This window comes from Roseateles hydrophilus, from assembly GCF_026712245.1.
GTDB lineage: Bacteria > Pseudomonadota > Gammaproteobacteria > Burkholderiales > Burkholderiaceae_C > Pelomonas > Pelomonas hydrophilus.
On record NZ_JAPPUY010000002.1, the window covers coordinates 312,120 to 327,101 of the forward strand.

General features: G+C 68.5%; 15 protein-coding genes. 3 read left to right on the forward strand and 12 right to left on the reverse strand.

Features of this window, described 5'->3' with window-relative positions; all coding sequences use genetic code 11:
* Positions 1-58 precede the first annotated feature (58 nt).
* Positions 59-1,930 (forward strand): ATP-binding cassette domain-containing protein, encoded by a 1,872-nt coding sequence (locus tag NYO99_RS08585; protein ID WP_268166752.1) that lies wholly within the window; start codon positions 59-61, stop codon positions 1,928-1,930.
* Positions 1,927-2,307: a hypothetical protein gene (locus NYO99_RS08590; RefSeq protein WP_268166753.1), complete on the forward strand. Its 381-nt coding sequence runs from the start codon at positions 1,927-1,929 to the stop codon at positions 2,305-2,307. The genes NYO99_RS08585 and NYO99_RS08590 overlap by 4 nt, the downstream gene beginning before the upstream one ends.
* Here NYO99_RS08590 and NYO99_RS08595 read toward each other — a convergent pair.
* The 9 genes from NYO99_RS08595 to NYO99_RS08635 are packed head-to-tail and all read right to left on the reverse strand — an operon-like array spanning position 2,304 to position 12,002.
* Complete coding sequence (locus NYO99_RS08595) at positions 2,304-4,688, reverse strand: putative bifunctional diguanylate cyclase/phosphodiesterase (protein ID WP_268166754.1); 2,385 nt, start codon at positions 4,686-4,688, stop codon at positions 2,304-2,306. The genes NYO99_RS08590 and NYO99_RS08595 overlap by 4 nt on opposite strands.
* 3 nt (positions 4,689-4,691) lie before the next feature.
* On the reverse strand, positions 4,692-5,279 hold the full coding sequence (locus tag NYO99_RS08600) for a methylamine utilization protein (protein WP_268166755.1): 588 nt from the start codon (positions 5,277-5,279) through the stop codon (positions 4,692-4,694).
* Between the two features lie 39 nt (positions 5,280-5,318).
* Positions 5,319-6,389: a DNA polymerase III subunit delta gene (holA, locus tag NYO99_RS08605; protein ID WP_268166756.1), complete on the reverse strand. Its 1,071-nt coding sequence runs from the start codon at positions 6,387-6,389 to the stop codon at positions 5,319-5,321.
* Positions 6,389-6,949, reverse strand: a complete 561-nt coding sequence (locus NYO99_RS08610) for an LPS-assembly lipoprotein LptE (protein ID WP_268166757.1) — start codon at positions 6,947-6,949, stop codon at positions 6,389-6,391. Before NYO99_RS08610 ends, holA begins: the two co-directional genes overlap by 1 nt.
* Before the next feature lie 4 nt (positions 6,950-6,953).
* Positions 6,954-9,584 carry a leucine--tRNA ligase gene (leuS, locus tag NYO99_RS08615; protein WP_268166758.1) on the reverse strand — a complete coding sequence of 877 codons (2,631 nt, stop codon included), beginning with the start codon at positions 9,582-9,584 and terminating at the stop codon, positions 6,954-6,956.
* Positions 9,585-9,624: 40 nt separating this feature from the next.
* Entirely contained in the window at positions 9,625-10,050 is a 426-nt protein-coding gene (locus tag NYO99_RS08620; RefSeq protein ID WP_268166759.1) for an ExbD/TolR family protein, read from the reverse strand.
* A gap of 2 nt (positions 10,051-10,052) precedes the next feature.
* Positions 10,053-10,694 (reverse strand): MotA/TolQ/ExbB proton channel family protein, encoded by a 642-nt coding sequence (locus NYO99_RS08625; RefSeq protein ID WP_268166760.1) that lies wholly within the window; start codon positions 10,692-10,694, stop codon positions 10,053-10,055.
* 1 nt (position 10,695) lies between these two features.
* The gene (gene dapB / locus NYO99_RS08630; protein WP_268166761.1) at positions 10,696-11,436 is read right to left on the reverse strand and encodes a 4-hydroxy-tetrahydrodipicolinate reductase; all 741 of its coding nucleotides are present in this window, start codon (positions 11,434-11,436) and stop codon (positions 10,696-10,698) included.
* A complete protein-coding gene (locus NYO99_RS08635) occupies positions 11,433-12,002 on the reverse strand; it encodes an outer membrane protein assembly factor BamE (RefSeq protein WP_268166762.1) in 570 nt (189 codons plus the stop codon). Before NYO99_RS08635 ends, dapB begins: the two co-directional genes overlap by 4 nt.
* A 100-nt stretch (positions 12,003-12,102) precedes the next feature.
* On the opposite strand from NYO99_RS08635, the gene fur reads away from it, so the two are divergent.
* Complete coding sequence (fur, locus tag NYO99_RS08640) at positions 12,103-12,543, forward strand: ferric iron uptake transcriptional regulator (protein ID WP_268166763.1); 441 nt, start codon at positions 12,103-12,105, stop codon at positions 12,541-12,543.
* A gap of 16 nt (positions 12,544-12,559) precedes the next feature.
* Here fur and hprK read toward each other — a convergent pair whose 3' ends face one another.
* The 3 genes from hprK to hpf all read right to left on the reverse strand — a co-directional run bounded on the left by hprK (position 12,560) and on the right by hpf (position 14,656).
* Complete coding sequence (hprK, locus tag NYO99_RS08645) at positions 12,560-13,516, reverse strand: HPr(Ser) kinase/phosphatase (protein ID WP_268166765.1); 957 nt, start codon at positions 13,514-13,516, stop codon at positions 12,560-12,562.
* 73 nt (positions 13,517-13,589) lie between these two features.
* Positions 13,590-14,060, reverse strand: a complete 471-nt coding sequence (ptsN, locus tag NYO99_RS08650; protein WP_268166767.1) for a PTS IIA-like nitrogen regulatory protein PtsN — start codon at positions 14,058-14,060, stop codon at positions 13,590-13,592.
* Positions 14,061-14,314: 254 nt separating this feature from the next.
* Positions 14,315-14,656 carry a ribosome hibernation-promoting factor, HPF/YfiA family gene (gene hpf, locus NYO99_RS08655; RefSeq protein ID WP_268166768.1) on the reverse strand — a complete coding sequence of 114 codons (342 nt, stop codon included), beginning with the start codon at positions 14,654-14,656 and terminating at the stop codon, positions 14,315-14,317.
* Positions 14,657-14,982 lie beyond the last annotated feature (326 nt).

The following is a 14,982-nucleotide window of genomic DNA, read 5'->3' on the forward strand; positions in this document are numbered from 1 at the left end:
CGGCTGGGCGAGCTGCGTCCAGCGGCGCTCGACCGGACGAGGGGCCGACAATACGGGTATGGCTGTCCTCTCCCTCACCAATGCCCATCTCGCGTTCGGGCACGTCGCGCTGCTTGATGGCGCGGGCTTTTCCCTCGAAATCGGCGAGCGCGTCGGCCTCATCGGCCGCAACGGCACTGGCAAGTCGTCGCTGCTGAAGATCCTCGCCGGCATCGAGAAGCTCGACGACGGCCTGCTGCAGCAGCAGCAAGGCCTGACCAACGTCTACGTGCCGCAGGAGCCTGAGCTGCGCGGCGACGCAACCATCTTCGACGTCGTCAGCGAGGGCGTGGCCGAGGCCAAGGCGCTGCGCGAGCGCTACGAGCGCCATGACGAGAACGACGACCTCGCGTGGGTGCAGGAGCGCATCGAGCACATCGGCGCGTGGAACTGGGAGCAACGCGTTGACGAGACGCTGCACCGCCTGGGGCTGGACGGCTCGCGCCTGGTGGGCAGCCTCTCCGGCGGCCTGAAGAAGCGCGTGGCGCTGGGCCGTGCGCTGGTGGCCCAGCCCGACGTGCTGCTGCTGGACGAGCCCACCAACCACCTGGACCTGGACGCCATCGCCTGGCTGGAAGGCCTGCTGAACGACTTCAAGGGCTCGCTGCTGCTGATCACCCACGACCGGCAGTTCCTGGACAACGTGGCCAACCGCATCGTCGAGCTGGACCGTGGCCAGCTGCGCGGCTACCCCGGCAACTACGCCGCCTTCCAGGCTGCCAAGGCCTACGAGCTGGAGAACGAGGCGCTGGCCAATGCCCGCTTCGACAAGCTGCTGGCGCAGGAAGAGGTGTGGATTCGCAAGGGCGTGGAGGCGCGGCGCACGCGCTCCGTGGCCCGCGTGCAGCGGCTGCAGGAGATGCGGCTGCAGCATGCCGCGCGCCGCGATGTGCAGGGCAAGGTGCGGCTGGACATCGACACCGGAGCGAGCAGCGGCAAGATCGTCGCGGAGCTGGAGGATGTGTCCAAGAGCTGGGGCGAGCGCGCAGTCGTGCGCGGCTTCACCAGCACCATCCTGCGTGGCGACAAGGTGGGCCTCATCGGCCCCAACGGTGCCGGCAAGACGACGCTCTTGAAGATGATCCTCGGCGAGCTGCCGCCCGACAGCGGCACGGTGCGCCAGGGCTCGCGGCTGACGGTGGCCTACTTCGACCAGATGCGCGACACGCTGAACCTGGACGCCACGCTGGCCGACACCATCAGCCCCGGCTCGGAGTGGATCGAGATCGGCACGCAGAAGAAACACGTCAAGAGCTACCTCGGCGACTTCCTGTTCTCACCGGCGCGGGCCAACTCGCCGGTGCGCACGCTGTCGGGTGGCGAGCGCAACCGCCTGCTGCTGGCGCGCCTGTTCGCGCGGCCGGCCAATGTGCTGGTGCTGGACGAGCCCACCAACGACCTCGACATCGAAACCCTGGAGCTGCTGGAAGAACTGCTGGCCGAGTACGACGGCACGGTCTTCCTCGTCAGCCACGACCGCCGCTTTCTGGACAACGTGGTCACCTCCACCATCGTCTACGAGGGTGACGCCCGCTGGCGCGAGTACGAAGGCAGCGTGCAGGACTGGCTGACCCAGTCCAAGCGCGCCGCGGCGCTGCAGGCACACGCCGCGCCCAAGGCCGCGGCGCCGACGCCGCCTGCGCCGGAGCCGGCCCCGGTCGTCGCCACCAAGCGCAAGCTCAGCTACAAGGAACAGCGCGAGCTGGACGAGATCCCCAAGCAGATCGCCGCGCTGGAGGCCGAGCAGACGCAGCTGAATGCGCTGCTCAACGGCACCGAGCTGTACACGCAGGGCGCCAAGCGCATCGCCGAAGTGACCGAGCGCGCTGGCGAGATTGACGGCGAGCTGCTGGCGCTGATGGAGCGCTGGGAAGTGCTGGAAGCCAAGTGAACGCGTTGCACCACGAATGGCTGGCGCTGCAAGGCCAGCATGAACGCTACGAGGCGTTGGCGCTGGGCGTGAAGCTGGTGGCGTTTGCCGCCTGCGCGCTGGTGGCGCAGCCCGCGTTGGCCGTGCCGTTGCTGGCGCTGCTGTGGCTGCAGGAAGCGGTGCTCAAGACCTTCCAGTCCCGGCTGGGTGAGCGCCTGCTGGCCGTGGAGCGGGGCCTGACGGCCGGCGACGCGGTGGCGATGCAACTGCACAGCGACTGGCTGGCCAGCCGGCCGCGTGGCGCCGGCCTGGTGGCGGCCTACCTGAAGAGCGCGCTGCGCCCGACGGTGGCGCTGCCCTATCCGCTGCTGATGCTGCTGGTGGTGGCGGTGGCTTAGCCCAGCCGCGCGAGCGTGCTCTCGGCCGTGGCCGACACATCCGGCGGCTGCCAGGTCTTGGCCCAGGTGACGAACTGCTCCTGCGGCATGGGCTTGCAGATGAAGTAGCCCTGGCCCTCGTCGCAGCCCAGCTGCGCCAGCATGGCCCAGGCCTTGGCCGTCTCCAGCCCCTCGGCCACGACGCTGAGGCCCAGGTTGTGCGCCAGCTCGATGGTGGAGCGCACGATGCGCGCATCGTCCAGGTCGCGCTCCATGGCCATGACGAAGCTCTTGTCGATCTTGAGCTCGTCCACCGGCAGGCGCTTCAGGTAGGCCAGCGACGAGTAGCCGGTGCCGAAGTCGTCGATGGACAGCTTGAAGCCCATCGCGTGCAGGTGCTCCAGCGTGGACAAGGCCCGTTCGGGGTCGTCCATGATGGCGCTCTCGGTGATCTCCAGGCACAGCGAGCCGGGCGCAACCTCCAGCGGCGCGAGCATGGCCTCGATCTTGGCGGGCAGTTCCTGGTCCATCAGGTCGCGCGTGGACAGGTTGACCGACAGCCGCAGCGTGAGGCCCGCATCGCGCGCCTCGCGCGCGAACCTGGCCGAGCCGGCCAGCACCCAGGCGCTGAGCACGCGGATGAAGCCGGTCTGCTCGGCAAACGGGATGAACTGCATGGGCGGCACGAGGCCGCGCACCGGGTGCTGCCAGCGCACCAGCGCCTCGGCGCCGATGACCTTGCCGCGCTGCAGGTCGATCTTGGGCTGCAGGTACAGCCGCAGCTCGTTGTTCTCGACCGCGCGGCGCAGCTCCGACAGCAGCGACAGCGACTCCTGGCTGCCGGCATCCAGCTGCGCGTGGTACAGCAGGCTGCCGCACTGGCGCGTCTTGGCGGCGTACATGGCCAGCTCGGCGCGGCCCAGCAGCAGGTTGACGTCCAGACCATGCTCGCCGAGCAAGGCGATGCCGATGCCAGCGCCCAGGTCGATGGTCTCGTCGTCGATCTGCAGCGGTTGCTCGAAGTCCTTCAGGATGGCCAGTGCCACCTCGCTGGCCTCGCGCGCGTCGGCATGCGGCAGCAGCAGTGCGAACTCGTCGCCCGACAGCCGCGCCAGGATGGCCTGAAGCGGCTGGCACAGCGCCTGCAACCGCAGCGCCACGCTCTGCAGCAGGCGGTCGCCGAAGTCGTGGCCCAGCACGTCGTTGACGTGCTTGAAGCGGTCCAGGTCCAGCATCAGCACGGCGCCGTGCGTGTGGCCCAGGTCGAGGTGGAACTGCAGCACCTGCGCGAAGCGGGCACGGTTGGGCAGCTGGGTGAGGCCGTCCACGTAGGCCAGCTCGTTGACCAGCTCGTCGCGCCGGCGGATGCCCTCGCGCATGCTCTCCAGCGCCAGTGCGAGCTTGCGCACCTCAATCAGCGGGGACGTGGCCGGCACCGGCGTCTCGTAGTCGCCACGCTCCAGCCGCAGCGCGGCGCCGGACAGGGCCTTGATCGGGTTGCTGATGCCGCGCGCCAGCAGCACGCTGACCAGCGCGAACACCGCCACGCCCAGCAGCGTGATGCCCACCAGCGTCAGCTGCAGCTGGCGGTAGGGCGCGAGCGCGGCGTCCAGCGAGCGCAGCAGCAGCACGCCCAGCTGCTGCTCGCCCAGCAGCAGCGGCACGAAGCGCGCCCGCTGGCGCTCGCCGGCCAGCGTCAACACCCCTTCGGTCGGCTGCTGCGGGCCCAGCTGTTGCGCCAGAGCCTCGGCTGCGAGCGGTGGAAGATGGGCCACCGTGCCCTGCCAGCGCTGGCCGGCAGGCTGCAGCAGCAGCGCGCTGTCCAGCCCGGACAGCGCCTGCAGGTCGTCCAGCACCTCGCGGTCCAGCCGGAAGGCCATCAGCACCCAGCCCACCGGCGCCGGTGTGCGCACCTGCACGGCGACAACCTGGAACACGTCGGTGCCGCGCACCGCGAGCGCGTTGCCATCGGGCTGGTCGACCAGCTGCTGCAGCGTGCTGCCGAACGAGGCCGCGCCGTCGCGCGTGGCCGCCACCAGCTGCAGCTGCCCGTCGAAATAGGCCACCATGGACGCCCCGACACGCTCGCCCTGGTTGGCCAGCGCGTCCTTGATGGTCTCCAGCGTGCCTTCCTCGGCCAGCGACAGGCCGATGGTGGTGCGAAAGCCGTAGTCCTTGGCCAGCAGTTCGGCCGCGTCGCGCAGCTTGCCGGCGCGCTGCTCCAGCAGGCGGCGCAGCACCAGCTCGCCGGTCTGCAGCTCGGCGCCCAGCGAGGCCTCGGCGTTGCGTGTGATGCCGGTGTGGATGGTGGTGAAGCTGAGCAGCTGCACCACCAGCAGCAGCGCCAGGAACAGGCCGACGATGCGGCCCTCCAGACGGCGGAGATTGAGCCAGGCGGGCATGGGTCAGTCGGCCAGCGTCAGCGTGGCGTTGCCGCCGGCCGCGGGCACGCTCAGGCGCAGGCTCTGCAGCGTGGGTGATTTCTGCGCCGCGTGCCAGGCCTTGACGCTGTGTTCGCCGGGCGGCAGGTCCAGCGTGAGCTTGCCCTTGTCATCGGTGCGGCCGAACAGCGCCGTGTCGACGACGATGACGTGGGCGCTCATCTTGTCGTGGATGTTGCAGCCCAGCGCCGCGACGCCCGGCTTGTCGAACACCACCGGCTCGGTCGGCGTGCCGGAGTACAGCTTGATGTCCATGACCTTGATCGGCGAGATCGAGTAGACGTGGTGTCGCACGGTGTCGAAGTTCGGGAAGTTCACGGCCGTGCCGGTCTGCACGATGAGCACCTGCGGCGTGAACTGGCGGTCGCGCTGGCCGATCTCGGCCTTGGCGGTGCTCGTCTTGGCCGGCCGCCCCTTGACTTCGACGGCGAGCGCCGCTCCGGCCAGCGGCTGGCCGCCCGGCCCGCGCAGTTGCACGGTCAGGGGCACAGCCTGTGCAGCGAGCGGGCACAGCGTGAGGGTCAGCAGGGCGAGGCAGCGGGCGATGGTCATGGCAGCGTGATTCCGCTCCGCACGATAGCCCAAGCGCGCTCAGCGGACCGTGAGAACTGCCCCGGTTTTGCCGCTTGCGGTTTCTGCCAGCATCAGGGCGAGGCGGCGCAGCGCGGCCCAGGGGTCGCCGGGCCAGTCGGGGTGGCGCAGGCCCTTGACGAGGCCATCGCACACCTGCGCGGCCTGCACCAGCGCGCCGGCCTTGGCCGAGTCCAGCCGCGGCGCGATGCGCTCGATGAGCCGCTCCTTGGCGCCCCACACGCGCGCTTCGCGCATGGCCATGGGCAGCGGCCGGCCGGCGTCCAGCGCGGCGCGCACGCGGGCCAGCGCGCGGGCGTCCTCGGCCAGGTTCCAGTGCACCAGCACGGCGGCCTCGCCCTCGGCCTCCAGGCCGTCCAGCATGCGCAGCAGGCGCGGCACGTTGCCGGACAGCACGGCCTCGCTGAGCTTGAACACGTCGAAGCGCGCCACGTCCAGCACGGCGGCCTCGATCTGCGCCAGCGTCAGTTCGCCCTTGGGGTGCAGCAGCGCGAGCTTCTGCAGCTCCTGGTGGGCGGCCAGCAGGTTGCCCTCCACGCGATCGGCAAAAAAGCTCAGCGCGCGCTGGCCGTCCTCGCCCTCGGGCACGGACTGGCCCTGCGCCTTCAGCCGCTGTGCCAGCCAGGCCGGCAGCAACCGGCGCTCGACCGGCTCCACGCGCAGGGACACGCCGTGGCCGTCCAGCGCCGTGAACCAGGCGCTGTTGAGCTGCGTCTTGTCCAGGCGCGGCAGCGTCACCAGCGTCAGCACGTCGTCGGGCGCGGCCTCGGCGTAACGCTGCAGCGCCTCGGAGCCATCCTTACCAGGCTTGCCGCCCGGGATGCGGATCTCGATGAACTGGCGCTCGGCGAACAGGCTCATGGCCTGGGCCGCGGCCAGCACGGGTGCCCAGTCGAAGTAGGCGCCCGAGACGGTGAAGATCTGCCGCTCGCCGAAGCCCTGCGCGCGCGCGGCGGCGCGGATCTGGTCGGCCGCCTCCTGCGCGAGCAGCGGCTCGTCGCCGTGCACGGTGTAGATGCGGGCCAGGCCCTTGCTCAGGTGGGCGGCGAGGCCCTCGGCGCGCAGCTGCATCAGCCGGGCAACCTGATGGCCGCGAGCCGCCGCATCACCTGGGCGATGGCGTCGGAATGCATCGCGCTGTAGAGGTTGGCGGCCTCCTGCTCCTTGGCCAGCGCGGCGGTCTCGGTGTAGTTCATGTCGCGCACGAGGCGCAGCTCGACCTTGGGCACCAGCAGCTCGCCCTCGGCCGTGCGCACCAGGTAGTCGAAGCGCAGCCGCAGCTGGAATTCGCGCACTTGCCCGACGCTGGTGGAGGCCACCACCGAGCGGTCGCGCTGCTCGTCCAGCGCCTCCAGCACGACCTGCGCACGCGCCGGGTCGTCCAGCACCTGCACCGGCGTGCGCTTGATCTGGCGCTTCAGGCCGAGCGCCAGCGGCGAGTCGGCGCCAAAGCCGGTCAGCGCCAGCGTCTTGAACGGCAGCTCGGGCTCGCGGCGCAGCGCAAAGCCGCAGCCGGTGAGGGCTGCAAGGCCGATGAGCGCGAGGCGGCGGTCCAAGACGCCGCCGGGCCGTCCCAAGGCGTCTTGCGCCCCCTCGGGGGGCAGCGAGCGCGAGCGAGCGTGGGGGCGCATGTGCTTAGACGACGATGTTGACCAAACGGCCCGGCACGATGACGACCTTCTTCGGCGCCTTGCCTTCGCTGAACTTGGCGAACTCGGGGTTGGCCAGCGCGGCGGCCTCGATGGCGGCCTTGTCGGCGCTTGCCGGCACCTTCACCGAGCCGCGCAGCTTGCCGTTGACCTGCAGCATCAGTTCGATCTCGTCCTGCACCAGCGCGGCCTCGTCGACCGTGGGCCACGGGGCGTCGAGCAGATCGCCCAGTTCGGCCGCGAAGCCGAGGTCTTGCCACAGCGTGTGGCTCAGGTGCGGCGTGGCCGGGTAAAGCACGCGCAGCAGCACCGAGAAGCCGTCGCGCACGGCCGCAGCCTGGCCTTCGGCCTTGAAGCCTTCCAGCGCGTTCAGCAGCTTCATCGCGCCGGAGACGACGGTGTTGTACTGCATGCGCTCGTAGTCGTAGCTGACCTGCTTGAGCACGTTGTGCACCTCGCGGCGCAGCGCCTTGCCGTCGCCGTTCAGCGCAGCGAAGTCGTTGCCACCGGCCTTGATGGCCTCGGCGTTGCGCACGCCGAAGTTCCACACGCGCTTCAGGAAGCGGTGCGCGCCTTCGACGGCGGCGTCGTTCCACTCCAGCGTCTGCTCCGGGGGGCTGGCGAACATCACGAACAGGCGGGCCGTGTCGGCGCCGTACTGGTCGATCAGGGCCTGCGGGTCCACGCCGTTGTTCTTCGACTTGGACATGGTCGTCATCTCGTACTCGAGACGCGTGCCGTCCTTCTTCAGCGTCGCGCCGGCGATGCCGCCCTTGTCGTCGTGGATGACGTCGATCTCATGGTCCCAGTAGTAGTCCTTGCCACCGCCCTCGGGCTTGTGGAAGAACGCGCCCTTGAGCACCATGCCCTGCGTCAGCAGCTTCTGGAAGGGCTCGGACACGTCCACGAGCTTGAGGTCGCGCATGACCTTGGTCCAGAAGCGCGCGTACAGCAGGTGCAGGATGGCGTGCTCGATGCCGCCGATGTACTGGTTCATCGGCATCCAGTACTTGGTGCCGGCGCCGACCATCGCGTCATCGTTGGTCGGGTCGCAGTAGCGCATGAAGTACCACGACGAGTCCACGAAGGTGTCCATCGTGTCCGTCTCGCGCTTGGCGGGCTTGCCGCATTTCGGGCAGCCGACGTTCAGGAAGCCGGCGTGCTTGTTCAGCGGGTTGCCGCTGCCATCCGGGATCAGGTCCTCGGGCAGCGTGACGGGCAGGTCCTTCTCCGGCACCGGCACGACGCCGCAGTCATCGCAATGGATGATGGGGATGGGCGTGCCCCAGTAGCGCTGGCGGCTGATGCCCCAGTCGCGCAGGCGCCAGGTGGTCTTCTTCTCGCCGATGCCCTTCGCGGCCAGCAGCTCGGCCACCTTGTCGACGGCGGCCTTGTGGCCGAGGTCGTCCAGCACGCCGGAGTTGACGCACACACCGCGGGTCTTGTCGCCATACCACTCGGCCCAGGCGTCGGTCGTGAAGGCCTCGCCGTCGACGGTCACGACCTGCTTGATCTCGATGCCGTACTTCTTCGCGAACGCGAAGTCGCGCTCGTCATGCGCCGGCACGCCCATCACGGCGCCGTCGCCGTAGCTCATCAGCACGTAGTTGCCGACCCACACCGGCACCTGCGCGCCGGTCAGCGGGTGCGTGACGAACAGGCCCGTGGGCACGCCCTTCTTGTCCTGCGTGGCCAACTCGGCCTCGGTCGTGCCGCCGGCCTTGCATTCCTCAATGAACGCGGCGACTTCGGGCTTGTCTTTCGCAGCGATCGTCGCCAGCGGATGCTCCGGCGCCACGGCGCAGAAGGTCACGCCCATGATGGTGTCGGCACGGGTGGTGAACACCCAGAGCTTGTCGCCGCCGCCTTCGATGCTGTGCGGGAACGCGAAGCGCACGCCCTGGCTCTTGCCGATCCAGTTCTCCTGCATCAGCCGCACGCGCTCGGGCCAGCCGGACAGGTAGTTCGGATCTTCCGGGTTGGCCACGGCCGACAGCAGCTCCTCGGCGTACTGCGTGATCTTCAGGTAGTAGCCTGGGATCTCGCGCTTCTCGACCAGCGCGCCCGAGCGCCAGCCGCGGCCGTCGATGACCTGCTCATTGGCCAGCACGGTCTGGTCCACCGGGTCCCAGTTGACGACCTGCGTGCGGCGCTCGGCGATGCCGGCTTCCAGCATCTTCAGGAACAGCCACTGGTTCCACTTGTAGTAGCTGGGCTGGCAGGTCGCGACCTCGCGGCTCCAGTCGATGGCCAGGCCCATGGCCTGCATCTGGCCCTTCATGTAGGCGATGTTGGCGTACGTCCACTGGGCAGGCGGCACCTTGCCCTTCATCGCGGCGTTCTCGGCCGGCAGGCCGAAGGCGTCCCAACCCATGGGCATGAGGACGTTGTAGCCCTTCATGCGCAGCTGGCGGGCCAGCATGTCGTTGATCGTGTAGTTGCGCACATGGCCCATGTGCAGCTTGCCCGAGGGGTAGGGCAGCATGGAGCAGGCGTAGAAGTGCGGCTTGCTCGCGTCTTCCGTGACGCGGTAGGCGTCGCGCTCGGCCCAGTAGGCTCGGGCGGCGGCTTCGATCTCGTTGGGGTTGTAGCTGGGCGCTTCGGTCTTGGCGTTCATGCGCCAAATTGTAGGTGCCACCCTCCCGGTGGCCCTTCGCTCAAGGGGCCGACGCGGCCGCCTGCGCGACGAAGGCGATGCGGTTCAGCCCGGCGGCCTGCACCCAACCAATCAGCTCAGCCACCTGGCCGTAGGGCACGGCGCGGTCGGCGCGCAGTTGCACTTCCAGCTGCGGGTTGGCGCGACCCAGATCCGCAATGCGCTGCTGGAAGGCCTTCGCATCCAGCGCTTCGTCGTCCAGGTGCAGCTGGCCATCGGGTGTGATGGCCACGGCAATGAAGCTGGGCGCGTCACTGGGCGTGGCAGCCTCGCTCTTGGGCAGGTCCAGCCGCAGCGAGGCGGTCATCAAAGGCGCAGTGATCATGAAGATCACCAGCAGCACCAGCATGACGTCGATGAGCGGCGTCATGTTGATGTCGCTCATGGGGCGAGCGGTGTCGGGGCGTTCAAGCCGACCGAAGGCCATGGTCAGGCGTCGTTGTCCAGGAGCTCGCGCAGGTCGTGCGCGAAGCCTTCCAGGTCGGCCTCGCAGGCCGCCACCAGCTTGCCGAAGATGTTGTAGGCCAGCACTGCCGGAATGGCCACGGCCAGTCCCGCGGCCGTCATGATCAGTGCCTCACCCACGGGCCCCGAGATCTTTTCGATGGTGATGTTGCCGGCGGCCGAGATGCTGACCAGCGCGTGGTAGATGCCCCAGACGGTGCCGAACAGGCCCACGAAGGGGGCCGTGGCGCCGATGGAGGCCAGCATCACCTGGCCGAACTGCAGCTTGGCCAGCACCGCGTGCAGCGCGTCGCGCAGGCGGCGCGTCAGGCGCGATTCACGCTTGGCCGAGGCGTCCAGCGTGGCGGTGCGCGTTTCGGCCGTGGCGGCGTCCAGCAGCGGCAGCAGCAGGCGTTCGGTGTCGAAGTTTTGCAGGGCCGTGCGGCCCTCATTCACGCCGGCTGCCGACCAGAACGCCGGCACGGCGCGCTGCAGCCCTTTGCGGGCGCGGCGCAGCAGCCAGGTCTTCCAGAGGATGAGCGCCCAGGCGCTGACCGACATGGCCAGCATGAGCAAGGCCACGCCGCGGCCAATCGCATCGCTCTGGGCCCAGAAGGTCGTGAACATGTCAGCGGCTGAAGCCCAGCACGTCGTTCATGCCGAACAGTCCGGTCGTCTTGCCGCCGGCCAAGAAGCGCGCACAGCGCAGGCTGCCCTGGGCGTAGATGCTGCGGTTGGTGGCCTTGTGGCTGACCTCGATGCGCTCACCGATGCCGGCAAACAGCACGGTGTGGTCGCCGATGATGTCGCCGCCACGCACGGTGGCGAAGCCGATGGTCGACGGATCGCGCGCGCCGGTGACGCCTTCGCGGCCGTAGACGGCGCATGCCTTCAGGTCACGCCCCACGGCGTCGGCGACGACCTGGCCCATCTGCAGCGCAGTGCCGCTGGGCGCATCGACCTTCATCCGGTGGTGGGCTTCGACGATCTCGATGTCGTAACCCTCGGCCAGCGCGCGGGCGGCCATGTCCAGCAGTTTGAGCACGACGTTGACACCCACGCTCATGTTGGGCGCGAAGACGATGGCCGTGCGCTCGGCGAGCTGGGCGAGCTGGGCCTTCTGGGCGTCGTCGAAGCCGGTGGTGCCCACGACGGCCTTCACGCCCAGGTCGGCGCAGATGGCCAGGTGTTCCAGCGTCGCCTCGGGGCGGGTGAAGTCGATCAGGACATCGGCACCGGCCAGGCCGGCGCGCACGTCATCGCCCTTGTCCAGCGTGACGTGCAGCGTGCAGTCGTCGGCGGCCTGGACGGCCTCGATGAGCATCTTGCCCATGCGGCCCGAGGCCCCGGTGATGGCAACCTTGATCACGAGCCGGCTCCCGTCTTGGCATCCAGCGGCGGATAGACGCGGCCGGGCGCCGGGCCTTCGGCGGCAGCGGTGGGGGCCGGCTCGGCGCTCTTCTTGGGCGGCGGCAGCGCGGCGCGCTCGGCGTCGCTCAGGGCCAGCTTGGGCTGCTTGCTGCCAGGCTTGAAGGTGTTGATGGCGGAGACGAACTCGTTCTCCGTCGGCAGGTCGTCGGGCACCGTCAGCGCCTTGAGCTTGTCGCCGTCGAACTCGGCGACCACCAGGCGGTGCTGCTCTGGCGCGCCTTGGCGGCGGATCGTGAACGGGTAGTCCCAGCGCGACTCGTGAAAGATGTCGGTCAGCAGCGGCGACCCGAGCAGGTCGCGCACCTGCGCCTTGGGCATGCCCGGCTTGACGCGAGCCACCATTTCCTTGGTCAGCACATTGCCCTGCACGACCTCGACCCGGTAGGGCGTCAGCACGCCCAGCACCTTGTCGCCGGTGATGGTGGGCAGCGAGTCCCATGTGGGCAGGTAGGAGCAGCCGCCAAGCAGCGCGAGCAGCGGGAGAGAGGCAAGCAGGGGACGCATGGGCGGCTGAAGATGGGACGGAGAACGCCCGCCGAGGGCTCGGCTGGCTATGATCGCGCGGATTCTAGCGGGGGCCCTGTCGGGCTCCGGCCCACGCGCCATGCCCACTTCTGCCAAGACCCAAACCAGCGACATCAAGAACAGCGGCCTCAAGGCAACGCTGCCGCGCATCAAGATCCTGGAGATCTTCCAGCGCGCCCAGCAGCGCCACATGACGGCCGAGGATGTCTACAAGGCCCTGCTCGGCGACGGCGCTGACATCGGTTTGGCGACGGTGTACCGGGTGTTGCAACAGTTCGAGCAGGCGGGCCTGCTCAGCCGCAACCATTTCGAGACCGGCAAGGCCGTTTACGAGCTCAACGAGGGGCACCACCACGACCACCTCGTCTGCCTGAACTGCGGCAAGGTCGAGGAGTTCTACGACGCTGGCATCGAGTCGCGCCAGAACGCCATCGCCACCGAGCGCGGCTTCCAGCTGCAGGAGCATTCGCTGGCGCTGTACGCCACCTGCATCAAGGCCGACTGCCCGAACAAGGGCTGAGCCGCGTCGCTGCGGGTCAGTCCAGCGACCCGCTGTCGATGGCGCGCTGATGGCGCTCGACGAATTCCTTGTAGGTGTCGATGCCGCGCAGCTGCAGGATGGTGTTGCGCACGGCAGCCTCCACCAGCACGGCCAGGTTGCGGCCGGCGTCCACGGCGATGACGACCTTGCGCACGGGCATGCCCAGCACGTCCTCGTACAGTGGCTCGTAGGGCAGGCGCTCGAAGTCGCGCTCCATCGTCTCCTTGCGCACCAGGTGCACGATGAGCTTGAGCCGCATCTTGCGGCGCACCGCCGTCTCGCCAAAGATGGCCTTGATGTCCAGCAGGCCGATGCCGCGCACCTCCAGCAGGTTCAGCAGCAGCGCCGGGCAGCGGCCTTCGATGGCGGTCTGCGCGATGCGGAAGAAGTCCACGGCGTCGTCGGCCACCAGTCCATGGCCGCGCGAGATCAACTCCAGGCCGAGTTCGCTCTTGCCCAGGCCCGACTCGCCGGTCAGCAGCACACCCAGGCCCAGGATGTCCATGAACACGCCGTGGCGCGTCGTGCGGTTGGCGAACAGCTGTGACAGGTAGCCGCGCACCAGGTCGATGACGTGACCGGCAGACTCGTTGGTGCGGAACAGCGGGATCTCGGCGCGGTCGCACATGGCCACCAGGCGCGGAGGCGGCACCGAGTCGTCCGCGATGATGATGACCGGCGGCTCCAGCGTGACGATGCGCGAGATGCGCCTGTCCTGGATTTCGGTGCTTTCCTGGCTCAGGTACGCCACCTCACGGCGGCCGACGATCTGCACCCGGTACGGGTGGATGTAGTTCAGGTAGCCGACCAAGTCGGCGGCGCTTTGCGCGTCGCGCACGGCGGCTTCGTCGAAGCGGCGCTCAGGGTGGGCGTGGCCGGCAATCCACTCCCAACGCAGCGCCTCGCGGTGCTCTTCAAACAGCCGCTCGGCACTGATGGAGGTGGGTTTCATAGAGCCGCCAGACGGGCTTGGGCGCCAGGACCGCCCCCGGCGCGTGGTTGTTCAGGGGTTGCGCGAGGCGTTTTCAGGCGACGGACTTCAGCGGCTCCCAAGCCGCGATCAGCTTGTGCAGCGTCTGCGCTTCCGGCTCGCTCTTGAGTTGTTCGCGCAGTTCGCGATCCGACAGCATTTCGGCGATTTCGGACAAGATTTCCAGGTGCCGCTGCGTGGCAGCCTCGGGCACGAGCAAGAAGATCAGCAGCCCCACCGGTTCGTCGTCAGGCGCATCGAATGCGATCGGCTGCTGCAGGCGCAGCACAGCAGCCAGCGGGTTTTTCAGCCCTTTGACGCGGCCGTGCGGGATGGCCACGCCGTGACCCAGACCGGTGGATCCCAGGCGTTCGCGAGCGAACAGGTTGTCGGTGACCAGCGCGCGAGCCATCTGGTGATGGTTCTCGAACAGCAGGCCCGCGTGTTCGAAGGCGCGCTTCTTGCTGGACGCATCCACGTTCACCAACACGTTGTCGGCGGGCAGGATGGCGGCGAGACGGTTCATGGGCAGATACCTGGCGTCGGGGGCGCCTGGTGGGCGCGGCCGCAGCCGGGTTGTGGGTCAATCAGAGGTACGGATTATGGAACTGCGCGTCGTTTTCAGGAGGGCGCGTGGCCTTGCTGGCGTTGAAAACGTCCTTCGTCACCCCTGAATGCGGGCTTTTGCGGCACTGCAGCAACAGCCGTCGAAGCGCGCGTAGCGTGACGCGCAAATGACAAAGCGGCCGAGCGGCCGCTTTGACGGTGCGAGGGCGCGGGTCAGCGCGCTGGCAGTTCAAGGCGCTTGGCCGAGGCGTGGTGGTGGTCTTGCACCTTGTCCTTGTGGCGGCACACCTGGCGATCCAGTTTGTCCATCAGTTGATCGATGGCGGCGTACATGTCTTCGTGGGCCTGTTCGACAAAGATGTCGCGGCCCTTCACGTGCAGCGTGACTTCAGCGCGCTGGCGTCGTTCCTTCTCCTTTTGCTTCTCTACGGTCAGCAGGACGTTGATATCAACAACCTGGTCGAAGTGGCGAGTCACACGATCCAGCTTGGTGAGCACGTATTCGCGCAGCGCCGGGGTGACTTCGAGATGATGGCCACTGATCGTCAGATTCATAAAGCCTCCTTTCAGAGGAATGGGTCGAGAAAAACGGAACCAAAAACTGGGGAAGGGGGGAGGTAGGAGGAGGGGTCTTTCGAGTAGCGGAGGTGGGTGGGAGTGGGGAATCGACGAGCCCAGTCTGCGCGCAAAGTGACTGCGTGACAAGGGGATGACAGCCAGCTTTTGCTTCCGCCGACGCCTCGCTTTTGCGTCTTCTTTCACGGCTTGCGTGGGTGCAATAATCTGCGGCTATTTCCGCTACGGAGTTCTACTTGGACAGCGATCACCCTCGGTGACCGTCCACTCCCGCCGGCGGCCTGCAACAGGCCGCGCCCGCCCGG

Bases quoted from the DNA above. Each gene is read 5' to 3' on its own strand.
- NYO99_RS08625 (WP_268166760.1), bottom strand. From the start codon at position 10,694: ATGTTCACGACCTTCTGGGCCCAGAGCGATGCGATTGGCCGCGGCGTG.
- ptsN (WP_268166767.1), bottom strand. From the start codon at position 14,060: ATGAACCGTCTCGCCGCCATCCTGCCCGCCGACAACGTGTTGGTGAAC.
- hpf (WP_268166768.1), bottom strand. From the start codon at position 14,656: ATGAATCTGACGATCAGTGGCCATCATCTCGAAGTCACCCCGGCGCTG.
- NYO99_RS08600 (WP_268166755.1), bottom strand. From the start codon at position 5,279: ATGACCATCGCCCGCTGCCTCGCCCTGCTGACCCTCACGCTGTGCCCG.
- NYO99_RS08595 (WP_268166754.1), bottom strand. From the start codon at position 4,688: ATGCCCGCCTGGCTCAATCTCCGCCGTCTGGAGGGCCGCATCGTCGGC.
- NYO99_RS08635 (WP_268166762.1), bottom strand. From the start codon at position 12,002: ATGCGTCCCCTGCTTGCCTCTCTCCCGCTGCTCGCGCTGCTTGGCGGC.
- NYO99_RS08620 (WP_268166759.1), bottom strand. From the start codon at position 10,050: ATGGCCTTCGGTCGGCTTGAACGCCCCGACACCGCTCGCCCCATGAGC.
- leuS (WP_268166758.1), bottom strand. From the start codon at position 9,584: ATGAACGCCAAGACCGAAGCGCCCAGCTACAACCCCAACGAGATCGAA.
- NYO99_RS08610 (WP_268166757.1), bottom strand. From the start codon at position 6,949: ATGCGCCCCCACGCTCGCTCGCGCTCGCTGCCCCCCGAGGGGGCGCAA.
- fur (WP_268166763.1), top strand. From the start codon at position 12,103: ATGCCCACTTCTGCCAAGACCCAAACCAGCGACATCAAGAACAGCGGC.
- NYO99_RS08585 (WP_268166752.1), top strand. From the start codon at position 59: ATGGCTGTCCTCTCCCTCACCAATGCCCATCTCGCGTTCGGGCACGTC.
- hprK (WP_268166765.1), bottom strand. From the start codon at position 13,516: ATGAAACCCACCTCCATCAGTGCCGAGCGGCTGTTTGAAGAGCACCGC.
- holA (WP_268166756.1), bottom strand. From the start codon at position 6,389: ATGCAGCTGCGCGCCGAGGGCCTCGCCGCCCACCTGAGCAAGGGCCTG.